Genomic DNA, 523 nt, shown 5'->3' with positions numbered 1-523 from the left:
TCGCCGACCACGACATCGGTGATCTTGCCGGTGAGGCGCTGGTGTTCGTCGACGCAGACGCCGAGCCGCACCTGCAGGCGGTCGATGTCGCGCATGAGCTCCTTCGGCTTGGGGAGCACCTCGGGGGTGTAGAAGACGGTGCGGGAGCGGTTGGCGGCCGCGTAGCGGGGCGAGTCGTCTTCTTGGTTGCGCGGGCCCCACGGGTCGATGAATGGCTCGAGGGTCTCCCAGTGGGCGTAGCGGCGTGCCGACTGGGTCTTGCCGACGCCGGCGTCGCCGTGGCAGATGCCGATGGTGCGTTCCTTGCGCACGGCGTTGGCGAACTCGGTGAAGCGCCGGTGTTCCTTGGTGACGATGAAGTCCTGGCTCATGGCTCGTCCTCTTCATAGGTGCGCAGCCGCACGGGCCGTTGGGCCGGCTGGGCAGCGCGGGGCTCCTGGCGCGGTGCGGCCCGCGGGATGCGGTCGTTGATCTCCTTGCGCAGCTGCCGGCGTCGGGCCCGGCGCGCTGTCTCGATCTCGCC

1 protein-coding gene is annotated in these 523 nt (G+C 70.0%); it reads right to left on the bottom strand.

The features are described from left to right. A partial coding sequence (locus IE231_RS18150; RefSeq protein ID WP_189695393.1) for an AAA family ATPase occupies nucleotides 1-371 on the bottom strand: 371 nt, incomplete at its 3' end. Between the last annotated feature and the right edge of the window lie 152 nt (nucleotides 372-523).

Source organism: Sinomonas cellulolyticus (assembly GCF_014656475.1).
Taxonomy (GTDB): Bacteria; Actinomycetota; Actinomycetes; order Actinomycetales; family Micrococcaceae; genus Sinomonas; species Sinomonas cellulolyticus.
The sequence above is the reverse complement of the archived record's forward strand: the minus strand, read 5'-3'. Positions and strand labels throughout refer to the sequence as shown.